This window comes from Sphingomonas sp. (assembly GCF_004799495.1).
GTDB lineage: Bacteria > Pseudomonadota > Alphaproteobacteria > Sphingomonadales > Sphingomonadaceae > Sphingomonas.
Window position 1 is genome coordinate 405,808 of record NZ_SSMY01000008.1, and the last position, 15,831, is coordinate 421,638.

Below are 15,831 nucleotides of genomic sequence, written 5' to 3' on the forward strand. Positions count from 1 at the left end.
GGGGAGGATTTGGTCAGCCTAGAAACGACGGCCCCAGCAGCGTCAGCAATTTGACGTCGATCGCGGTGCCCGCCGCGCGGCGTTCGGCGATGAAATCGGCGATCCCCGCCAGTGGCACGCGGTGCACCGCGATATTCTCGTCCGTCGTCCCGCCGCCGTCGCTCACCTTGCTTAGCCCCTCCGCGCGGACCAGCGTGAAGCATTCGCTGACCATGCCGGGCGAAGCGTAGAAAGTGCCGAGCGCCGTAACCTTGGCGGCGCGGTAGCCGGTTTCCTCCTCCAGCTCGCGCGCGGCGGAGGTCTCGGCGCTCTCGCCCGCCTGCTCGTCGCCGACCAGTCCGGCGGGCAGTTCGAGGCACGCGCGGCCGAGCGGCACGCGATATTGCTCGACCAGCAGCACATGTCCGTCATCGATCGCGATCACGACCGCCGCCTGCGTGCCCCCGACGCGCCCGACATATTCCCACCGCCCGCGCTGCTTCATTTCGAGGAAGCGCCCGGCCCATACGGTCTCTTCGGCCGTGTCCGCGTCGGGGACGCTCACAATTCGATCAGCCGGTCGGGCAGCTCGTTGATGTCGTCGTCGGTCTTGGGGAAATGCTCGCCGATGATCGTACCGATCGCGCCGACCGCCGCCGCCATGCCGTGCGCGGGCTTTCCGGCGCGGACCTCATCGACCAGCGCGACCATCGCGTCGCCCCACGCTTCGGGCGGCACCTTGGCGTGGATCGCCTCGTCCGCGACGATCTCCGCCAGCCGCTCGTCGAGCGAGAGGTAGAGCAATACGCCGACGCGCGCGACGGTGCGTTTCTCCGCCCCGACCTTGAAGTATCGAACCGCCCGCCCGTGAACGCGCGCCGCCTTGACCCGGTTCGGCGTCAGCGCGATCCGCACCCGATACGACCGGAAGACGAGCAGCACGATCCCGAATACGACCGCTTCGTACAACAGCAAGGCCAGGTAGCGCAGCGCGGCGCTCGGCGCCTCGCCCCAGCCGCCGGTGACGAACGTGATCTTGGCGTCGATCCACCATGGCCACGTCGCGGCCGATGCCACGATCAGCAGCATCGCCAGCACGCCGTACACCAGCCCGGTGTCGCGATATTCGTCCGATCGCGGGGTTACGATCGTCAGGATCTCCCCGTCGGTCCCGGCTTCGGCCGCGGTCACCGCCGCGCCGACCATCGCGCGGTCCGCATCGCTCAAGGGAAACGCCGTCATCACCATCCCCCCGATGCGCCGCCGCCGCCGAACGACCCGCCGCCGCCGCCCGAAAAGCCGCCACCGCCCCAGCCGCCACCGCCGCTGTCGGACCCGCCCCACGACGACCCACCGCCCGAGCTCCACGACGATCCACCGCCGCCCCAGCCGCCGAGCCCCGGGCCCCACAGCACCACCGGGGCATGGCCGTTACGGTATTTCCTGCCGCCGCGGCTGCGCAGGTGCGACAGCATGACGAACCCGATGATCATCAGCCAGATGACGAACCCGACCGGAAAGCCGCCGCCGCCACCGCGCGCCGACCGTTTGTGCTGCTTGTCGAAATCGGCGACCGCGGCGTCGGTGCGCGCCTTGGCCTCGTCGGGGCTCGCGCGGAGTTGCTCGATCAGCGCGTCGGTCCCCGCGGTCATCGCCTCGGGCACTTGTCCGGCCTTGAGGAGCGGGATCATCTTGTCGTTGATGATCACGCTGGCCAGCGCGTCGGTGACGACCGGCTCCAGCCCTTTGCCGACCTCGATCCGCGGCCCGCGATGCCCCGCCGGCTCGTTGGGCGCGATGAACAGGATGATGCCGTTATTGGCGTCCTTCAGCCCCACGCCCCACGCGCGGCCGAGCTTGTAGCCATACTCCTCGAGCGGATAGCCCTGCAGGTCGGGGATCGTCGCCACGATCAGCTGGCGATGCGTGTCCTTTTGCAGCGCGTCGAGCTTCGCGGTCAGCGCCGCCTTGGTGTCGGCGGGCAGCACGTTCGCCGCGTCGACCACGAACCCGGTGAACTTGGGGAAGGTCTGCGCAGCGGCGGGCGCTGCTGCCGCGAACAGCACCAACGCCAGCAACCAGCCGAGCCTGCGGAGCATCATCGCCCCGATCTCCTATGTGTCAGTTCAGTTCGAATTACCGAAATTGACCGTGGGCGCGTTTTCCGCCCCCGGCGCCGTCGCCTGATACGGCACCATCGGCTTCGCGCCGTAGAAGACCTTGGCGCCGATCGCGTCGGGGAAGGTGCGGATGCGCGTGTTGTACGCCTGCACCGCCGAATTATAGTCGTTGAGCGCGATCGAGATGCGGTTCTCGGTCCCTTCGAGCTGGCTCATCAGCGTGGTGTAATTGCCCTGGCTCTTGAGCTCGGGATATGCCTCCTGCAGCCGCTGCAGCGACAGCGTGATGCCGGCCTGCGCGCGCTGGTACGCCGCCATCTTGTTCGGGTCGGTCAGGTCGCCGCCCGACACCTGCACTTGGTTGGCGGAGGCGCGTGCCTGCGTCACCTGGACGAGGATGTCCTTTTCCTGCGCGCCGGCGGCCTTCACCGTGGCGACGAGGTTGGGGATCAGATTCGCCCGGCGCTGATACTGGGTCTGCACGTCGGCCCAGCGCGCCTTGGCATTCTCCTCCGCGGTCGGCACCGAATTGATCCCGCAGGCGGACAACATCGCGGCGGCGGCGACAGTGATCATCACACGAAACTTCATGGGGCTACCCCTCCAGATCCCTTGCTGGCCGCAATGTAGGGGGTCGCCAATCGCGCGAAAAGGGAAATGCGACATGGTGGTTGCGGGTCGGCGTTTTCCGGGCCTAACCTGCGTCAAACCAGCCAACGCGAAAGGGTCGGACGATGTTCAAGGAATTCAAGGCGTTCATCATGCGCGGCAACGTGATGGACCTGGCCATCGCGGTGATCATCGGCGCGGCGTTCGGCAAGATCGTCACCAGCCTGACCGACGACATTCTCATGCCGCTGATCGGCAAGATATTCGGCGGGCTCGATTTCTCGAGCTACTTCCTCGTGCTCAACCCCGAAAAAGTCCCCGCGGCGCTGGCCGGATCGACCGACTATGCCGCGCTCAAGAAGGCAGGCGTGCCGCTGCTCGGCTATGGCGAGTTCATCACCCAAGCGGTCAATTTCGTCATCATCGCCTTCATCATCTTCCTGATGATCCGCGCGGTGAACCGCGTGATGCCCAAGCCCGAGGAAGCCGCCCCGGCCGATCCCGCCGACGTGGTGCTGCTGCGCGAAATCCGCGACGAGCTTCGCGCGAAGAAAGCCTGACGACCCAAAAAACATCATAATCTACATTGGTTTGCGTGGCGCCGGGCGGATCGCTTGGCGCGCGCGGACGTTCGCCGTGCTCAACCGATAGAGGGATGACATGGCGACCGACCAAGACGATGCGCCGGCGGTAACCAGCAAGAGCGCCCATCCGGCGCGCGAGCTGAACGCGACGGCGGTGACGATCAACCGGCCCGCGGACGAACTGTTCGCCTATTACCGCGACTTTGCCAATTTGCCGAGCTTCATGGAGAACGTCGAGCGGATCGAAATGCTCGATGACGCGCGCTCGCACTGGGTGGTCAAGGCGCCCGGCGGCAAGACGGTCGAATGGGATGCGCGGATCACCAACGAAGTCCCGGGCGAAGAGCTTACCTGGCAGTCCGAGGAAGGCGCCGACGTGCCCAACTCGGGACGCATCACCTTCCGCGACGCGGGCGCGCGCGGCACCGTCGTCACCGCGACGATCGCGTATGAGCCGCCGGGCGGCACGATCGGCAAGCTGATCGCGAAAGCGTTTCAGCGCGAGCCCGCGATCCAGGCGCGGCGCGACCTCCGCCGCTTCAAGCAATTGATGGAAACCGGCGAGATCGCGACCCCCGCCATGAATGCCAAGCAATTCGAGGAGATGGGGCTGTGAGAGCGCTGACGTGGCACGGCAAGCATGATGTGCGCATGGATACGGTGGACGATCCCGGCATCGTCAATCCACGCGACGCGATCATTCAGGTGACGTCGACCGCGATCTGCGGGTCCGACCTCCACCTCTACGACCATTATATCCCGACGATGCAGGCGGGCGATATTCTCGGCCACGAATTCATGGGCGAAGTGGTCGAGGTCGGGCCAAAATCGACGCTAAAAAGGGGCCAGCGCGTGGTCGTGCCGTTCACGATCGCTTGCGGGTCCTGCTACCATTGCGGGAAGCATCAATATTCGGCGTGCGACAACGGCTTGCCCGCCGACAATCAGGACATCGCGCAGCAAGTCTACGGCCAGCCGATGTCGGGGTTGTTCGGGTATAGCCACATGACCGGCGGCTATGCCGGCGGCCAGGCCGAATATGTCCGGGTGCCGTTCAGCGACGTCGGCCCGATCGTCGTCCCCGACGGGGTCGAGGACGACAAGGTGCTGTTCCTGTCGGACATCCTGCCGACCGGCTGGATGGCGGCGGAGAACGCACAGATCGAGCCCGGCGACACCGTTGCGGTGTGGGGCTGCGGCCCGGTCGGTCTGTTCGCGGTGCAGTCGGCGTTCCTGATGGGCGCCGAGCGCGTGATCGCGATCGACCATTTCCCGCACCGGCTGGAGCTCGCGAGAAAATTCGGCGCCGAGACGATCAATTTCGAGGAAACCGAAACCTATGAAGCGTTGATGCTGATGACCGGCGGGATCGGCCCCGACGGGGTGATCGACGCGGTCGGGCTGGAGGCGCACGGCTTCTTCGTCGATAACGTCATCGACCAGATCAAGGCGTCGACCTTCCTGGGCACCGACCGCCCGCATTCGATCCGCCAGGCGATCATCGCGTGCCGGAAGGGCGGGCGCGTGTCGATGCCCGCGGTCTATGGCGGGTTCGTCGACAAATTCCCGCTCGGCGCATTCATGGAAAAGGGGCTGACGCTCAAGACCGGCCAGACCCACGTCCAGCATTACATGCCCGGGCTGCTCCAGGCGATCCTCGACGGGAAGATCGATACGACCTTCCTGATCTCGCACCGCCTGCCGCTCGAGGACGCGCCCAAGGGCTACGAGCTGTTCCACGACCAGCAGAACGAAGCGACCAAGATCGTTCTCAAACCGGGCATGGCCGCCGCCGCATAGGAGAAAACGAATGGCCGACAAGCTTGCGATCATCACCGGCGCCTCGACCGGTATCGGGTTCGAATTGGCGACGATCGCCGCGAAGGACGGTTACGACATCATCGTCGTCGCCGACGAACCGCTGATCGATGCGGCGGCGCGCGATTTCGAGCAATTCGGAACGGCCGTCCAATCGGTGGAGGCCGACCTTGCAACGATCGACGGGGTCGATACGCTACTCGCGGCGGCGCAGGGGCGTCGGATCGACGTGCTGTGCGCCAACGCCGGAACCGGCACTGGCGGCGCGTTCCTCGACCAGGATGTCGCGACGTGGCGCCACTCGGTCGACACCAACATTACCGGCACCGTGTACCTCCTCCAGCGCGTGCTGGCCGACATGGTCGCGCGCGACGACGGCAAGATTCTGGTGACCGGGTCGATCGCCGGTTACATCCCGGGCGCGTTCAACGCGGTCTATAACGCGACCAAAGCGTTCGTCGACAATTTCACCGAAGCGCTGCGCAACGAGATCAAGGACTCGAAGGGCGTCACGCTGACCACGCTGATGCCGGGCGCGACCGACACCGAATTCTTCAATCGCGCGGGGATGGACGACACGCAGGTCGGGCAGGACGACAGCAAGGCCGATCCGGCGAAGGTCGCGCAGGACGGCTGGGACGCGATGATGGCCGGCAAGGGGCATATCGTGTCGGGCTGGTACAACAAGCTGCAAGTCGCGGCGGCGGGCGTCGTGCCCCAGGCGGTACTGGCGCAGCAGCATCGCAACATGGCCGAACCAGGGTCCGGCGACGACTGATCAGGCCGCGGCCAGATCCTCCGCGATCGCGTCGGCCAGGCTGGTGCCGTCGAGGATCCGCGCGGTTTCGTCGCGGACGCGCGCCATGGCATTGCGGATCGCGCACGTCGCCTCGTCCTTGCAATCGGCACAGCGGCGGTAGGCGGTGCGGCTGACGCACGGCACGAGCGCCAACGGCCCCTCGATCACGCGGATGATTTCGCCCAGCGAAATCAGGTGCGTCGGGCGCGACAGGCAGTATCCGCCCATTTTGCCGCGATGGCTGTGGATGAACCCGGCCTCGCGCAGATCGGCGAGGATCAGTTCGAGGAACTTGCGCGGGACGTTGGCATGGTCGGCGATGCGGTTCATCGGGATCGGCGGGCCGCCCGCGGGCGCTTCGGCCAGATAAAGCATCGCGCGGAGCGCGTAACGGGAACGCTGCGTCAACATGGTTGCGATACTATATCTCCGCACAATGTGGCGCAGGCGTGGCGGATACGGCCCTTTTTGTTTGGGCGATTGGACCTCCGTCCAATCGCTGCGGCACCAGCCCACTCCCCCTCCGACCGCCCATTTCAGGATACTCTGTGGGCGGTCGGGAGGGGGAGTGGGCTGGCACCGCCTCGGCGCGTGAGCGCCGCAAAGGAATCCTCCCCCACTTTTCTTTAATCGCCGAGCGCCTATATTGGCGGTGCAAGGGTTTCGGCCCGGCTATGGCGATAAACGCAGGCGTAGAATAGACGCATCGGACCCGGGGGCAGTACCCGGCGGCTCCACCATATGCCCCGGCGAGAGCGGGGGTTTCTGACGGGGCCGAACCAGGATCGACGTGTGTTGAAAGGCGCCAGCTTTTGCCCGGAATGGGACCACCGTGACGGCCCATACACAAGTGCCAACGATAACGAAGCACTCGCTATGGCGGCCTAACCCCACGGCCTAACGGCCCAAGGTTAGACTAAAATGCGCGGTCGGACCCACCGGGCAACAGAAGGGAATCCAGCGGTTCGGGGAGCACCGGGCAACAGAAGCTCCCCACTGGAATCCTCCCCGTTTACGGGGAGGGGGACCAGCGAAGCTGGTGGAGGGGGTTCGCCTCTTCGGCATCGCTCGCGGCCCGCCCCCCTCCGTCGCGCTACGCGCGCCACCTCCCCGTGAACGGGAGATTTGATCCCGCCTTCCCCTAACGTTTGAAATTGCGGTATGCTCGCTCCCGACCAAGGAATAGGGAGAGGATCAATGGCGACGCTGGCAGAGGTCGACACCACCAACGACATGGCCCCCGGCGAATGGGAGGCGCGGGTCGACCTCGCCGCCGCGTACCGCCTCGTCGCGCTCTACGGCTGGGACGACCTCATCTTCACGCACCTCTCGGCGCGCGTCCCCGGGCCGGAGCACCATTTCCTGATCAACCCCTACGACATGATGTTCGAGGAGATCACCGCGTCGAACCTCGTCAAGATCGACACCGACGGCAACCCGGTCGGCAAGTCCGAGCATCCGGTCAATCCGGCGGGCTTCACGATCCACTCCGCGATCCACATGGCGCGCGAGGATGCCGCGGCGGTGATGCACCTCCACACGCCCGACGGCCAGGCGGTGTCGGCGATGGAGTTCGGGCTGCTCCCGCACACGCAGACCGCGATGATCGCCAAGCACAATGTCGCGTATCACGATTACGAGGGTATCGCGACCGACCTGGAGGAGCGCGAGCGGCTGGTGCAGGACCTCGGCGACAAGCACGCGATGATCCTCAGGAATCACGGCACGCTCGCGGTGGGGAAGAGCGTCGGCGATTGCTTCCTGCGGCTCTATTTCCTCGAACGCGCGTGCCAGGCGCAGGTCAAGATGCTGTCGGCGGGGCTGGAGAACCTCAACAACCCGCCGCAGGGCACCGAGGAAAAGGTCGCCGGCCAGACGCCCCCGGGCGGGATGGCGATGGCGGCGCAGATGCTGGCGTGGCCGGCATTGCTCAGGAAGCTCGACCGGATCGATCCCAGCTTCCGGAACTGAATCGCGGTCCGCGGCGCGCTGTGCTTGATGCAGATCAGTCTTAAGCCGTGATATTCGTTAGGCTATGGCCCTAAAGTAGCGTAAGCCGAGTCCATTCCCGGGGTTTCATGGCCTGCCGGGGACTGAGAGACCGTCGTCAGTGCTCCCGCCACAAGAGGAGCCCTGGCTATGCTCGACAGCCCGTGCGCGGCGCTCGCGCCGCTTTTGAAAAAGCTCGAAATGTGGGCGCCGCTGGGCGAGCCCGAGCAGCGGGCCGTGCTCGCGCTGCCGCACACGGTCCGTCGCCTCGATCCCGGCCAGACGATCGTATGGGAAGGCGAGCGCCCGGCGCATGCCTGCGCGTTGCTGTGGGGCTATGCCTTTCGCCAGAAAGTCGCCGGGAACGGCGCGCGCCAGATCCTGTCGATCCATATGCCGGGCGACATGGTCGACCTGCACAATGCCTTGCTCGGCGCGGCCGATCACGGCGTCCAGGCGCTGACGCGTGTGGAGGCGGCGTTCATCCCGGTCGACGCGGTGCGCGCGCTCGCCTTCGCGATGCCGTCGGTCGGGATGGCGCTGTGGCACGAGACGCTCGTCGACGGCTCGATCTTTCGCGAATGGATGCTCAACGTCGGGCGGCGCGACGCACGCGCGCGGATCGCGCATCTGCTGTGCGAGTTCGCGGTCCGGCTGGAGGCCGCCGGGCTCGGCGAGCGTTCGCGATACGAGTTGCCGATGACGCAGGAACAGCTCGCCGACGCGACCGGGCTGACCTCGGTCCACGTCAACCGCACGCTCAAGGGGCTCGAGCGCGACGGGCTGATCGAGCGCACGATCCGCGCGATCTCGACCGCCAACTGGCACGATCTGGCGCGCGCCGGCGATTTCCAGCCCGGCTATCTCCACCTGGCGCACACCAGCCGACCGCAGTTAACGCGCGGGTTTGACGGGGGTTAAGGCAAACTGGCGGCCGGATGCCTAGAAACGCGGCTAATGCCGCTCTACTATTTCAACATCGACAATGACGACGTGACCGAGGATTTCGAAGGCGCCGAGCTGGCCGACGACATCGCCGCGCACGCCTATGCCGTCGCCGCGGCGCGCTCGCTCGCCGCGGAAACGGTCAAGCTCGGCCATTTCGCGCCCGGCCACCGGATCCACATCGTCGATGCCGCGCGCGAGCCGGTCGGCACGGTGACGTTCGGCGAAGCGGTCGAGATCAGAACCTGACGTTCGCCAAGTAAGTCACGAATTAACCTGCTTTATTGCGGCGCTCGGTCGCTGTGACAAAATCGCCTGCGACTCGATGGGGAAGCGGTCATGACGCAGGATTTCGAGGCCGAATACTATCGCAAGCGCGAAGCCGCCGAGCGCGACCTTGCCGCGAGCGCGAGCGATGCGGGGATTTCGCGCATCCACCTCCAGATGGCGGACATGTACGCCGACAAGGCCGAGCAGGCGGCGCCGCCGCGGCTCGCGGCGGTCGCGCCGCACTAGGGCCCAGACCCATGACTGGCAACGGTCGTGACGGAGCGGATTTTGGTGCAGGGCTAGGAGCGAGGAGGGAGCGATGCCTCTGCGCATCGTGACCGACGAGCGACGACGTCCCCTACGCCAAAATCCGCCCGCCGCTTCGCGGTCGCCCGGAGAGCCGCGCTGGACGGCGTCACTTGCTTGCGCGTAGCCCCAGCTACGCGTCTGCGCTGCGTTCCTTGCCAGCGTGGCTCTCCGGGCGATCACGGCCATTGCCAGTCATGGGTCTGGGCCCTCGGCCCTCGGCTCGCCGACCCCCGTCTTTACCTTCTGGTAACGCCTGCTGCGTCACTCTTCGGGCCATGCTCAACCTGGCCTGCACGCTGGAAAAAAGCCCTCGCGTCGAACAGCGCAAGTTCGGGCGCGTCGAAATCGGCAGCTCGGTCACCGTGCGCGCGCAAACCGGCGGGCGCGAGACGGGGGTGATCCAGAACCTGTCGGTCGGCGGCTGCGCGATCAGCGCGCCGGGTTACTATCCGGTCGGCGCGCGCATCTTCGTCAACATCAGCAAGTTCCAGTCGTTCGCGGGCCAAGTCGTGTGGAACGACGGCGCGCGGATGGGCGTCCAGTTCGACACCCCGCTGCATCCGGCGGTGGTGGATCATATCGCGCGATCGAGCGTCTAGGCGCGGCGCCAAGATTGGCGCGAGCCAACCGCGCCCCGCGCAGCCTCCCGTCCGACGACACGGGATTCAGCCCCGTGTCGGCTGCCTCTCCCCTTTTTCCCGGCACCCCGGCCTCGTGCCGGGGCCCATCGTGCTGTGAGCTTATCGCTGGAGCCTCCTGTCCGGAGTTCAGCCGCCCGGTGGACCATCTGGTTGCCGGTCTCCGTCAGCACCGCGAGGAACGTGGCGGGCGGAGGGATAATTTGGCGGGTAGGGGGTCGGCCGGCCAGGGATAAGATGGGAAGCGACGTAACCATGCCGGCACCCGTCTGGAGGAAAGCGCGGCGTCAGCGATCGTTCCCGATCGGGCAGGGCCCCGACCGCCAGCCTAATTTCGTTTGTACGGCACTGCTGCGAAAGACAGCGCGATAACGATCGCACATAATCCCTCCAGTCCAACGATGGAAAAGAGGAGCTGATCGGTTTCATCGCCCACGGTCAGCTGAAAATTCTTCGCCGTAAAAGCGATTGCTCGGTGAAACTCATTGATATGTGCCTGGCCCGCAAAGATGAGGTTCACATACTCTGGATAGATCGTCGCGAGGCACCGATACGCGAGTGCGAATCCCAGGATCATATAAGCCGCGGATTTGAACGTGTTGGCGAAGCCGTGCAAAACCACAAACTCGGCCGGACTCGCACGACCCGGGCCTTGCTGAGCGGTCTTTCGATTGTTTTTTCGCCTTTTGACGATGTCGGTCCATGTCCGGAAGAGGAATTCCTTTCCCACCATGCCGAAGCTGAGCCCGAGCGCGATGACGATCAGATACGGGTCCCCGCTCGCTGCGACCGACAGTACGAACACGACGGTGACGATGTTCGCCAGCGCGTCGTTGAATTGACGGATGACCACGTCTTTCCGTCGGGAGCCCACGCCATCGCTCCAATCCAGGACGAGCCTCAGTCCATGCAGCGCGAGCCAGAACGGAACGAAAAACTGAAGAACGCGAGCGTATGTGTCGAAATAGCGATAACCGAACAGAATCGTTGTTCCGGTGAACATATATAGGATAGTGTAGTGCCAGTAGAGCAGCTTGACATTGGCTATTTCGATCTTCGTGTAAACGGCGTTGAAGAGCGCATGCAGGATCGAGCTCACAAAAAAGGCTGAACCCAATACGCCTGCCATCAGGCCGATCGTGTTCATTTCCGATCTCCAATACGGAAGTCATCATATCACGATCGCGCGATTTTCAAATATTGTCGTCTCGAATTCGATTGGAAAGCAGCAGCTCGATCGCGTGGCTCGTCTAGTGGCGGATCACCAATGCCTCGTTCCGCTGTTTCGAACGCCATAGAAAACCGCCGCACCGTCACTGCCCGACCGCTTCGAACGCCCCCGTAACAATTTCGCTTTCGCGCCGCCCCGCATGGGCGTAACCTGGCGCGCACGAAGATCAGGCTGGAGGGCGTCCGGTGAAGGACCATGCTCTGCTGATACCGCTGGCGCTGTTGATCGGGGCGGCGCCCGCGCCCGTGAAGACCTATACCTGCACCGCCGACGGATCGGCCAGGGCGTTTCGCGTCGAACTGGGCGCCGGCGATTACCGGACGTTCGATCCTGGCACGGGCGCGTGGGGCGCCAACGCCTGCGCCAAGGCCGCGGACTGCACGTACAAGGGCAACGTCTTCACCGCAGCGTTCGGCCCCAACGTCTTCCTCTTCAACCGCGCGACGGCGCGCTACACGCTCGCCGACATTTTCGGCGACGTGACGGACCGCGGCAAATGCGTGCCCGGTTGAGCTGGCGCGGCGTTCGCCTGCTCGCGGCGATCCTTGCGCTCGCGGTGCCGAGCGTCGCGGCGCGCGCGCAACTGACCGCGCCGAGCAACCTGACGATCGTCGGGACCTTCTATAGCGACGGCGGCACGTCCGCGCTGTTCGTCGTCACGGCCAAGCCGACTCGCGCCGACCCGGCGAAGACCGCCACGGTCGGCGTCGAATTCGAAACGCTGGACGAGCAAGCGCGCGCCACCACGCCGTACACCAGGCTGATGGCGATCTTCCTGACCGCCGACGACTGGCGCAAGTTCGTCAGGATCTGGAAGAAGGCCCGGGCGGCCGGCCACGCCACCGAGCAGGACTATTATTTCGACAGCCAGACCGAATTGGGGGTCAGCGCGACGCGGTACGGCGCGATCAGCTTCACGCTGGCCGGGAACGGCGTGAACGCCAACGGCACGCCGAAAGACCTGTGGAGCTTCGATCTGCTGCCCAAGGACATCGCCGCGTTCGACCGCGATGTCGACCAGGTGACCGCCTATTTCGCGAAGTGAGGGTGTTTCCGCGCGCGCATGGCCGGCCCGGGCCTGGCCGATCTGCCCGGCCATGACCATCAGCCCGGCCAGCACCGCCGCCAGCACCACGGCGAGCCCCAGCCAGTATCCCGGGCCGTTGGCGGTCGCGCGGTCGGCGCCGCGCCGGCCGGGCGAGCGGCGAGTCCGCGCCTGGCGCCTTGCTCTGCTCCCGCCAACAGGCGCTAGCCGTGGCCGCCGTCGCCGCGCACCACGCGCATCCCGCGCGCGAGCGAGCGCTGCACCGCGGCGGGTTGCGCGGCGGGGTCGCCGCCTTCGCGCGCGCGGATCATCTTCTCCATCCGGTCGAGCTTGTGCGCCAGTTCGGCGAACGCCTCGTCGCCCGTCTTCGGCTTCCACGCCCGGCGCACGCCCTGCGGCTTGCCGGTGCCGTGGACGCGCAGCTGATGCTGGTGGAGCAGCGTGATCGCCTGGTCGAAGCTCATCGGCTCGATCGGCACGTCCTGCGGATAATCGACCGCCCGGAACACGCGCCCCGCCGCCTCGAACAGCGCCATTTCGAGCCGCACATACCCCTCCTCCAGCGCCGCGTCCCAGCGCTTCGCGAAATCGGGCCAGCGGTGATAATGATAATAGGCCGCCGTCGCGGTCAGCCCGACCGCGCGCGACGCCGCCGCGACGTTGCAGCACTGCGCGAGCGCCTTCAGGAACCGCGCTTCGGTCCGCGGCGTGAATTGCCCCGGCCGGGCGCGGGCGATCTGCACCCGCCGCGCGCATCGGCCCCGCACGACCAGCTCCTCGCCGTCCGCCATGCGCCACTTGCCATCCGGCCCGACCGAAGCGGCGGCACGCAGCCGCTCGCTCGCCGCCGCGATCGTCGCCGCCAGGCGTTCGGCAAAGACGGGATCGGCCGCGCGGTGCCGCCGTGCCCAGACGGTCGACACGCCCGCGCGTTCGGCGGCGATGGTCTGGTTGCCGGTTTCGGCGAGCGCGCGAAAGAAGGCTTCGACGCGGGCGGGGGATGTCTTGCGGGGCATGATGGGGTGGCCTCCCGGGGATGCGGACAAGGGGAAGCCGGGTAAGTATGATGAAGCGGGGGCTGTAGGAAAGCGCGGCGCCAAGATTTAGCGAAAGCTAAATCGCGAAAGAGCGCCGCGCCGGCCGGCGGCGCCCCCAGCGCCGTCCGACGACGCGGGATTTACTCCCGCGGCGGGGCGTCAGTCGGGTGCCTGCAGCCCGCGATCCTTATTAGGCCGTGCGATATTGTGGACGATAGACCATCCGGTCGCGCACCTCGCCCGGTAGTTTTAGACCTTTAGATGCAACGAGTAATTCTGTTCCCACTCGCTTCGTCTGAACCGAATAATTTACATCGAAACCATATTGACGGCGTGTCTTATATAAGTGTGTTATTTCAGGCGTGTGATCGTAGGTGAGTATCCACGGCCGCGACAGCCGCAGCACGGCTTGACTGACCGCCAGATGATCGGCTGGATTGTAGAAACTGGTATAAAGACTCGACCCCTTGTTGAAGTAAGGCGGGTCGATGCAGAAGAATGCGCGTGTCGGAAGGTTCGCGTCCATTTCCTCAATGAAAAGCAGCGCGTCACGGCGATAAAGGTGAATGCGAGAGCGGTACTTCGCGATGCGGCGAATACGCCTGGCGAGATCGTCACGGTTGAATCTGCAATCGATCTTGTAATTGCCAGTTTGGTCCAGTCCGCCAATCACGCCGCCACCCTTGATGATGCCAGAGCGGTTGGTGCGGTTCAGGAAGAAGGTGGCAAACCCTACGGTGAGGTCGTCATAGTCACGATGATTTAGGTAGATCTGCCGCTGCTCGTACCACTGTGACATATCGACACGAGTCTCGCGGATTCTTGCAGCGAGAGCCTCAGTCTCGAAAAGCACGGAATGCCAGAAAGCCCAAATGGACCGGTCAACATCGTTCAAGTGAATATCGCTGACATGCCCCTCGTATAACAGGGACAATGCCAACCCGGCGCCGCCCGCGTAGGGTTCCGCATAATGCCCGCGTTCCAACCGATTGAGGCGAAGAATGCGCGCCGCGAGATCATACAGGCAAGTCTTGCCGCCGGGATAACGCAGGGGAGAGGATGAACGGGCCATGCCCATTTACCGGCATGTCGGCCGCTCGGCCACAACTTTTTTACGGCTTACTCGATTGGGCTTCCTCGGCACATTTCAAAATTAAATCTTTCAATGTTTCCATGTCGTTAATGAGTTGTGGTCCGTTGAAAAACGCAGCCTTGCCATCGTGTTTCGTAACATCACCTGAGGTTGATAGTCGGGTGAGAGCGTCGTGGATTGCCTTGTCACCCTTGCCCACGGCCAAGCCATATTGCTGGAGCTTCAACTTGCTGAAGTATGCCGGGAAGCCCTGGTCTGTCTTGCGCCCGGCTCGACCCGAAAGCGACTCCAATAACGCCCAAGAGCCAATCGTGACCAACGGCGTGTGGTCGCTGAGTGGCACCGTACAGATTGAATTATATAGGGACGGCAGTTTTTCGCCGCCCAGCGCCGTAAGCGCGTTCATGATGTCTTGTTCGTAGGTTAGTACGTTCGGCTGTTTACGTTTTGCCGGTTTTCGGCGCTTTGGTGCGGTCTTTCCCGCCACAGGAACCTTGATCGATTCGGGTGGTACGGTTTGGCTCGACTGGCCCTGTACGTTAGCCAGCTCGCGAGCATAGGCGACATGCTGGTCCTTTGTCGTGCGGCTGTTGACGTAGCCGCGCCCGAGATCGCCGAGGAATTTGCGCAGTAACAGGTCAAAGTCGTCCTTGGATCGAATGCGGCAAACGTTGTCGATATCGCTGTTGTCGATGCCCAGAGCCTCACGAACCAGCGGGTTAGCAACGTACCGCTGAACAGTTGTAAGTTTGCCCTTCCGCTCATTGGCGGTGATGATCCCTTCAGCTTCCGCATAATCGAGAATCGACAGCGCAACCTTGTTCTTGGTGTCGCCGCTAAAGCGGGCCGTCTGGTCAGCGTTCCATTTCTTCCGGCCAATGCCGCCCTGCTCGCCTTCGTGAATGCGGCTGAGCCACATGCGGACAGCATCGCGATCTGGAAAGACCCGGCAAACGAGATCGTCTATTGCGGACCAATGCTCGCTTAGGGCTTCGAACGTCTTCCGCATCGTCGTAGGCGCGCGTTCCGGGTCGGTGAGCAACTTCAGCGCACACAGTCGCCGATTCCCCTCCGCCACAATATAAGATTGTTTCTCGCCCTTCCCAGCGATGCCATCAGGAATGACAGCCAGTAGTTCTAGAGGGTTCAAACCGTTAGTGGCAATATCCTTAGCAAGCGGAAGAACATTTTCATATCGACACAAGTAATCGATCACTTGCGCTTCTGTTTCGTATGGCTCGTGGCGCGGGTTATCGAGGTCGAGGAAAATGCGCCCTATCTCTACTATCTCCATTGCCGGACTACTTGCCACGCTCGTTCCCCCCACTAACATCAGTTTCAATTCAAGAAAACCGGCCTGTTATG

The 15,831-nt window shown here is 64.4% G+C and carries 20 protein-coding genes and 1 other RNA gene; 12 read left to right on the forward strand and 9 right to left on the reverse strand.

Annotation, left to right across the window (positions count from 1 at the left end):
- Nucleotides 1–13 precede the first annotated feature (13 nt).
- Genes E7773_RS09945 through E7773_RS09960 form a run of 4 tightly spaced genes read right to left on the reverse strand, consistent with a single transcriptional unit; the run spans nucleotide 14 to nucleotide 2,690 of the window.
- Nucleotides 14–544 carry an NUDIX hydrolase gene (locus tag E7773_RS09945; protein ID WP_293990657.1) on the reverse strand — a complete coding sequence of 177 codons (531 nt, stop codon included), beginning with the start codon at nucleotides 542–544 and terminating at the stop codon, nucleotides 14–16.
- Nucleotides 541–1,221 (reverse strand): hypothetical protein, encoded by a 681-nt coding sequence (locus tag E7773_RS09950; RefSeq protein WP_293990659.1) that lies wholly within the window; start codon nucleotides 1,219–1,221, stop codon nucleotides 541–543. Before E7773_RS09950 ends, E7773_RS09945 begins: the two co-directional genes overlap by 4 nt.
- Nucleotides 1,221–2,081, reverse strand: a complete 861-nt coding sequence (locus E7773_RS09955; RefSeq protein WP_293990661.1) for a TPM domain-containing protein — start codon at nucleotides 2,079–2,081, stop codon at nucleotides 1,221–1,223. Before E7773_RS09955 ends, E7773_RS09950 begins: the two co-directional genes overlap by 1 nt.
- Nucleotides 2,082–2,105: 24 nt before the next feature.
- Nucleotides 2,106–2,690: a LemA family protein gene (locus E7773_RS09960; protein WP_293990663.1), complete on the reverse strand. Its 585-nt coding sequence runs from the start codon at nucleotides 2,688–2,690 to the stop codon at nucleotides 2,106–2,108.
- Nucleotides 2,691–2,833: 143 nt separating this feature from the next.
- On the opposite strand from E7773_RS09960, the gene mscL reads away from it, so the two are divergent.
- From mscL to E7773_RS09980, 4 genes are all read left to right on the forward strand, one after another.
- Nucleotides 2,834–3,268, forward strand: coding sequence for a large conductance mechanosensitive channel protein MscL (gene mscL / locus E7773_RS09965; protein WP_293990665.1), 435 nt, complete (start codon nucleotides 2,834–2,836; stop codon nucleotides 3,266–3,268).
- Nucleotides 3,269–3,368: 100 nt separating this feature from the next.
- Nucleotides 3,369–3,908 carry an SRPBCC family protein gene (locus E7773_RS09970; RefSeq protein ID WP_293990667.1) on the forward strand — a complete coding sequence of 180 codons (540 nt, stop codon included), beginning with the start codon at nucleotides 3,369–3,371 and terminating at the stop codon, nucleotides 3,906–3,908.
- Nucleotides 3,905–5,092, forward strand: a complete 1,188-nt coding sequence (locus E7773_RS09975) for a zinc-dependent alcohol dehydrogenase (RefSeq protein ID WP_293990669.1) — start codon at nucleotides 3,905–3,907, stop codon at nucleotides 5,090–5,092. The genes E7773_RS09970 and E7773_RS09975 overlap by 4 nt, the downstream gene beginning before the upstream one ends.
- Nucleotides 5,093–5,102: 10 nt before the next feature.
- Nucleotides 5,103–5,888, forward strand: a complete 786-nt coding sequence (locus E7773_RS09980) for an SDR family NAD(P)-dependent oxidoreductase (RefSeq protein WP_293990671.1) — start codon at nucleotides 5,103–5,105, stop codon at nucleotides 5,886–5,888.
- Here E7773_RS09980 and E7773_RS09985 read toward each other — a convergent pair whose 3' ends face one another.
- The gene (locus tag E7773_RS09985) at nucleotides 5,889–6,320 is read right to left on the reverse strand and encodes an Rrf2 family transcriptional regulator (protein WP_293990673.1); all 432 of its coding nucleotides are present in this window, start codon (nucleotides 6,318–6,320) and stop codon (nucleotides 5,889–5,891) included.
- A gap of 205 nt (nucleotides 6,321–6,525) precedes the next feature.
- Here E7773_RS09985 and ssrA point away from each other — a divergent pair.
- The 6 genes from ssrA to E7773_RS10015 all read left to right on the forward strand — a co-directional run bounded on the left by ssrA (nucleotide 6,526) and on the right by E7773_RS10015 (nucleotide 10,021).
- Nucleotides 6,526–6,907: a transfer-messenger RNA gene (gene ssrA / locus E7773_RS09990) on the forward strand.
- 199 nt (nucleotides 6,908–7,106) lie between these two features.
- Nucleotides 7,107–7,880, forward strand: coding sequence for a class II aldolase/adducin family protein (locus E7773_RS09995; protein WP_293990675.1), 774 nt, complete (start codon nucleotides 7,107–7,109; stop codon nucleotides 7,878–7,880).
- Between the two features lie 168 nt (nucleotides 7,881–8,048).
- Nucleotides 8,049–8,819 carry a Crp/Fnr family transcriptional regulator gene (locus tag E7773_RS10000; RefSeq protein WP_293990677.1) on the forward strand — a complete coding sequence of 257 codons (771 nt, stop codon included), beginning with the start codon at nucleotides 8,049–8,051 and terminating at the stop codon, nucleotides 8,817–8,819.
- Nucleotides 8,820–8,855: 36 nt separating this feature from the next.
- A complete protein-coding gene (locus E7773_RS10005) occupies nucleotides 8,856–9,092 on the forward strand; it encodes a hypothetical protein (RefSeq protein WP_293990679.1) in 237 nt (78 codons plus the stop codon).
- Between the two features lie 90 nt (nucleotides 9,093–9,182).
- Nucleotides 9,183–9,359 carry a hypothetical protein gene (locus E7773_RS10010; RefSeq protein WP_293990681.1) on the forward strand — a complete coding sequence of 59 codons (177 nt, stop codon included), beginning with the start codon at nucleotides 9,183–9,185 and terminating at the stop codon, nucleotides 9,357–9,359.
- Between the two features lie 338 nt (nucleotides 9,360–9,697).
- A complete protein-coding gene (locus tag E7773_RS10015) occupies nucleotides 9,698–10,021 on the forward strand; it encodes a PilZ domain-containing protein (protein ID WP_293990683.1) in 324 nt (107 codons plus the stop codon).
- Between the two features lie 367 nt (nucleotides 10,022–10,388).
- Here E7773_RS10015 and E7773_RS10020 read toward each other — a convergent pair whose 3' ends face one another.
- The gene (locus tag E7773_RS10020; protein WP_293990685.1) at nucleotides 10,389–11,207 is read right to left on the reverse strand and encodes a hypothetical protein; all 819 of its coding nucleotides are present in this window, start codon (nucleotides 11,205–11,207) and stop codon (nucleotides 10,389–10,391) included.
- Between the two features lie 269 nt (nucleotides 11,208–11,476).
- Here E7773_RS10020 and E7773_RS10025 point away from each other — a divergent pair, with 269 nt between their 5' ends.
- On the forward strand, nucleotides 11,477–11,803 hold the full coding sequence (locus E7773_RS10025; RefSeq protein ID WP_293990687.1) for a hypothetical protein: 327 nt from the start codon (nucleotides 11,477–11,479) through the stop codon (nucleotides 11,801–11,803).
- The gene (locus tag E7773_RS10030; protein WP_293990689.1) at nucleotides 11,788–12,336 is read left to right on the forward strand and encodes a hypothetical protein; all 549 of its coding nucleotides are present in this window, start codon (nucleotides 11,788–11,790) and stop codon (nucleotides 12,334–12,336) included. The genes E7773_RS10025 and E7773_RS10030 overlap by 16 nt, the downstream gene beginning before the upstream one ends.
- Before the next feature lie 203 nt (nucleotides 12,337–12,539).
- Here E7773_RS10030 and E7773_RS10035 read toward each other — a convergent pair whose 3' ends face one another.
- The 3 genes from E7773_RS10035 to E7773_RS10045 all read right to left on the reverse strand — a co-directional run bounded on the left by E7773_RS10035 (nucleotide 12,540) and on the right by E7773_RS10045 (nucleotide 15,760).
- Complete coding sequence (locus E7773_RS10035) at nucleotides 12,540–13,352, reverse strand: hypothetical protein (protein ID WP_293990691.1); 813 nt, start codon at nucleotides 13,350–13,352, stop codon at nucleotides 12,540–12,542.
- 211 nt (nucleotides 13,353–13,563) lie between these two features.
- Nucleotides 13,564–14,451, reverse strand: a complete 888-nt coding sequence (locus E7773_RS10040) for a DNA adenine methylase (RefSeq protein ID WP_293990693.1) — start codon at nucleotides 14,449–14,451, stop codon at nucleotides 13,564–13,566.
- Between the two features lie 34 nt (nucleotides 14,452–14,485).
- Complete coding sequence (locus E7773_RS10045; protein WP_293990695.1) at nucleotides 14,486–15,760, reverse strand: hypothetical protein; 1,275 nt, start codon at nucleotides 15,758–15,760, stop codon at nucleotides 14,486–14,488.
- Nucleotides 15,761–15,831 lie beyond the last annotated feature (71 nt).

Excerpts from the sequence above, each read along its gene's own strand:
- E7773_RS09950 (WP_293990659.1), bottom strand. The coding sequence starts at position 1,221 with ATGACGGCGTTTCCCTTGAGCGATGCGGACCGCGCGATGGTCGGCGCG.
- E7773_RS09955 (WP_293990661.1), bottom strand. The coding sequence starts at position 2,081 with ATGATGCTCCGCAGGCTCGGCTGGTTGCTGGCGTTGGTGCTGTTCGCG.
- E7773_RS09960 (WP_293990663.1), bottom strand. The coding sequence starts at position 2,690 with ATGAAGTTTCGTGTGATGATCACTGTCGCCGCCGCCGCGATGTTGTCC.
- mscL (WP_293990665.1), top strand. The coding sequence starts at position 2,834 with ATGTTCAAGGAATTCAAGGCGTTCATCATGCGCGGCAACGTGATGGAC.
- E7773_RS09970 (WP_293990667.1), top strand. The coding sequence starts at position 3,369 with ATGGCGACCGACCAAGACGATGCGCCGGCGGTAACCAGCAAGAGCGCC.
- E7773_RS09980 (WP_293990671.1), top strand. The coding sequence starts at position 5,103 with ATGGCCGACAAGCTTGCGATCATCACCGGCGCCTCGACCGGTATCGGG.
- E7773_RS09985 (WP_293990673.1), bottom strand. The coding sequence starts at position 6,320 with ATGTTGACGCAGCGTTCCCGTTACGCGCTCCGCGCGATGCTTTATCTG.
- E7773_RS09995 (WP_293990675.1), top strand. The coding sequence starts at position 7,107 with ATGGCGACGCTGGCAGAGGTCGACACCACCAACGACATGGCCCCCGGC.
- E7773_RS10000 (WP_293990677.1), top strand. The coding sequence starts at position 8,049 with ATGCTCGACAGCCCGTGCGCGGCGCTCGCGCCGCTTTTGAAAAAGCTC.
- E7773_RS10005 (WP_293990679.1), top strand. The coding sequence starts at position 8,856 with ATGCCGCTCTACTATTTCAACATCGACAATGACGACGTGACCGAGGAT.
- E7773_RS10010 (WP_293990681.1), top strand. The coding sequence starts at position 9,183 with ATGACGCAGGATTTCGAGGCCGAATACTATCGCAAGCGCGAAGCCGCC.
- E7773_RS10015 (WP_293990683.1), top strand. The coding sequence starts at position 9,698 with ATGCTCAACCTGGCCTGCACGCTGGAAAAAAGCCCTCGCGTCGAACAG.
- E7773_RS10020 (WP_293990685.1), bottom strand. The coding sequence starts at position 11,207 with ATGAACACGATCGGCCTGATGGCAGGCGTATTGGGTTCAGCCTTTTTT.
- E7773_RS10030 (WP_293990689.1), top strand. The coding sequence starts at position 11,788 with ATGCGTGCCCGGTTGAGCTGGCGCGGCGTTCGCCTGCTCGCGGCGATC.
- E7773_RS10035 (WP_293990691.1), bottom strand. The coding sequence starts at position 13,352 with ATGCCCCGCAAGACATCCCCCGCCCGCGTCGAAGCCTTCTTTCGCGCG.
- E7773_RS10040 (WP_293990693.1), bottom strand. The coding sequence starts at position 14,451 with ATGGGCATGGCCCGTTCATCCTCTCCCCTGCGTTATCCCGGCGGCAAG.
- E7773_RS10045 (WP_293990695.1), bottom strand. The coding sequence starts at position 15,760 with ATGGAGATAGTAGAGATAGGGCGCATTTTCCTCGACCTCGATAACCCG.